Origin of the sequence: Anoxybacillus pushchinoensis (assembly GCF_900111795.1) — a bacterium.
GTDB classification, from domain to species: Bacteria; Bacillota; Bacilli; order Bacillales; family Anoxybacillaceae; genus Anoxybacillus; species Anoxybacillus pushchinoensis.
The window spans coordinates 1-2,532 of record NZ_FOJQ01000102.1 but is presented as its reverse complement, the minus strand read 5'-3'; the positions used below and the strand labels follow the sequence as shown (position 1 = coordinate 2,532).

The following is a 2,532-nucleotide window of genomic DNA, read 5'->3' as shown; positions in this document are numbered from 1 at the left end:
AGTCTTGTGGAACAAGGGTGAGTTCTACACGCAGGTGTACGAGAAACCCTTTTGTACACAAGAACCCCGTGGCTTTAGCCATCGGGAGGTTCAGTTCTTGGTGTGTTTTTGTTTCACGAGCCGTTTACAAACGCTCACATGTATGCATTTGGTTGTATTTGGACGGCTTTGCTTTTATTTTCACTTTCAAGCACATGGGAGAAACGAAGAGAAAAATCATTAAACGCATAACGTCTGTCGGTGAGACAGGCGTTTTTTTACCCATTTTTTCAAAAACCATAACGTTTTCCCTAGTCGTTGAATAGGTTGTTAGTACAAGAAGGAGGTGTCAGAAGATGAGTGGAGGACATCATCACGGCGGTGGTTTCGCGTTAATTGTTGTATTGTTTATTTTGTTAATCATTGTTGGTAGTGCTTATATTGGTGGCTGGGGATATTAATTAAACGATAAAGGAGGAAATGCATCATGTATGGATATGGCTATGGATATGGATATGGTTATCCAGGATACGGAAAAACATTTGTGCTCATCGTCGTACTTTTTATCTTGCTTATTATCGTCGGTGCAGCTTGGTGCTAAAAAGCAAGAGGGGGCTCCCTCTTGCTTTTATATATGTTTCCATTTTTGTCGTAACCGTACGAATAACAATATGGCACCTGAGGCTAAACCGGTAATAAGACCGATCCAATATCCAAACGGTCCAGCAGTTGTATAATGAGCGAATATATATCCGACAGGCAAACCGACTAACCAATACGACACGAGCGCAATGAAAAATGGGAAACGAACGTCTTTGTATCCACGTAATGCGCCTTGAATAGGGGCAGCAACAGCATCAGAAAATTGGAAAAATAAAACGTATAACAAAAACTGTTTCGTCCATTGCAAAACGTGTTCATCATTCGTATATAGGAAAGCGATCGGTTCACGAAATAATAGTAGAACGATAGAGGCAACAATAGCCATCATTACAGCAGATGAAATGCCGATGATACAATAACGTTTGGCATGTTCTGAGCGACTAGCACCTACTTCAAAACCAACAATAATTGTTAAAGTAAGCGAAATGCTTAGTGGAATCATATATAAAAGTGAACCGAAATTTAATGCTGCTTGATGAGCGGCGATTGCCGTTGTTCCAAATTGACTCATTAACAACGTGACAGCAGAAAAAATACTCGTTTCAAAAAAGATCGCTAGTCCAATAGGTGTACCGATCAAAATTAATTGCTTCCAAATGGATAACGAGATCGGATGAAATTTCTTAAGTATATTGTACGTTGAAAAAGGTTTACGAAAGCGAACGAGCAAAAACGCACATAGTAACAAGCACCAATATGTGATGCTTGTTGCGTACCCTGCGCCTACTCCGCCGAATGCCGATATACCCCATCGTCCAAAAATGAATACATAGTTCAGTAAAATATTTAAAGGCAATGAACATAGTGTTAGCATCATTGTAAAGTTCGTTCGCCCGAGGGCATCTACGAAAGAACGAAGTACGTGATAAATAAAAATAGGGACAATACCAATACATAATGCTTTCAAATATTCATAAGCAACAATTTGCACATCATGTTCGATCGGCATATGTTGCAGTAAAAAAGGAACGAGATAATAAATGATTACAAGTACAAAGAAGGCAAAGGTGATCGCTAAGTATATTGCTTGTTCTACCGTTCGAGTAATGCGTTCACTATCTTTTGCCCCGAATGCTTGGGCGACGATTGGAGTTAAACCAGTTAACACCCCTCCAACTCCTGTGAATAGAGCAACCCAAATGTTTGAACCAATGGCTACACCAGCTAAATCAATTGCGCGATATTTTCCCGTCATCATGACATCAAAAAAATTCATCATATATAAGCTGATTTGGGCAAGAAAAACAGGAATTAGTATATGTAAGAACTGTTTTATTTTTTCTTTTAACGTATATGTTTCTTTCATTTTTCCCTCCAAAAATACGTGTAAAAATATAGACAGACGATATTATAACACATCATTTTTTTGAATAAGCAGGTAGTTCGATAATAAAACATGTACCACGTCCGAATTCGCTTTGCACACGCATTGAACCTTTATGAAGTTCAATAATTTTTCGCGACAAAGATAGACCGAGACCTGTTCCCGTTTGTTTCGTCGAAAAAAACGGATCAAAGATGTGATGAATAATTGTAGGAGGGATGCCAGGTCCATTGTCGCGGACATAAATTTGAACAAGGTTATTGTGCAGAGCTGTTTGAATGTGTACATTCAATGACTTTTCTGTTTTTGCTTCAATCGCATTGCGCAATAAGTTAATAAACACCTGCATCAGTTGATTTTTGTCAATATAAACACCATGATGTTGTAGTTTCTTATCTAGATCGTATGAAAGCTCTACATTGTGAAGAAGGGCTTCGCTTCGTAATAAAAGACTGTAGTTGAGTAATTTTAGTTACAATAATTACCATTTAAAAAGAGACAAACAGGGTACCCCTTATGCCACGTGGAGCTGTTTTTTCACGGTATCAATGGGAATATTTTGTTTT

3 protein-coding genes and 1 pseudogene are annotated in these 2,532 nt (G+C 38.3%); 2 read left to right on the top strand and 2 right to left on the bottom strand.

Annotated features, from left to right (window positions below; all coding sequences use genetic code 11):
* Positions 1-335: 335 nt before the first annotated feature.
* Both BM213_RS14255 and BM213_RS14250 read left to right on the top strand, forming a co-directional pair.
* Positions 336-440: a YjcZ family sporulation protein gene (locus tag BM213_RS14255; protein ID WP_021094060.1), complete on the top strand. Its 105-nt coding sequence runs from the start codon at positions 336-338 to the stop codon at positions 438-440.
* Between the two features lie 26 nt (positions 441-466).
* A complete protein-coding gene (locus tag BM213_RS14250) occupies positions 467-580 on the top strand; it encodes a YjcZ family sporulation protein (RefSeq protein WP_006318569.1) in 114 nt (37 codons plus the stop codon).
* Between the two features lie 27 nt (positions 581-607).
* Here BM213_RS14250 and BM213_RS14245 read toward each other — a convergent pair whose 3' ends face one another.
* Together BM213_RS14245 and BM213_RS14240 are read right to left on the bottom strand one after the other, a co-directional pair.
* On the bottom strand, positions 608-1,948 hold the full coding sequence (locus tag BM213_RS14245; protein WP_091705248.1) for an MATE family efflux transporter: 1,341 nt from the start codon (positions 1,946-1,948) through the stop codon (positions 608-610).
* A 52-nt stretch (positions 1,949-2,000) separates the two neighbouring features.
* A pseudogene (locus BM213_RS14240) lies at positions 2,001-2,417 on the bottom strand (ATP-binding protein); the annotation flags it as partial.
* Between the last annotated feature and the right edge of the window lie 115 nt (positions 2,418-2,532).

Excerpts from the sequence above, each read along its gene's own strand:
- BM213_RS14255 (WP_021094060.1), top strand. The coding sequence starts at position 336 with ATGAGTGGAGGACATCATCACGGCGGTGGTTTCGCGTTAATTGTTGTA.
- BM213_RS14250 (WP_006318569.1), top strand. The coding sequence starts at position 467 with ATGTATGGATATGGCTATGGATATGGATATGGTTATCCAGGATACGGA.
- BM213_RS14245 (WP_091705248.1), bottom strand. The coding sequence starts at position 1,948 with ATGAAAGAAACATATACGTTAAAAGAAAAAATAAAACAGTTCTTACAT.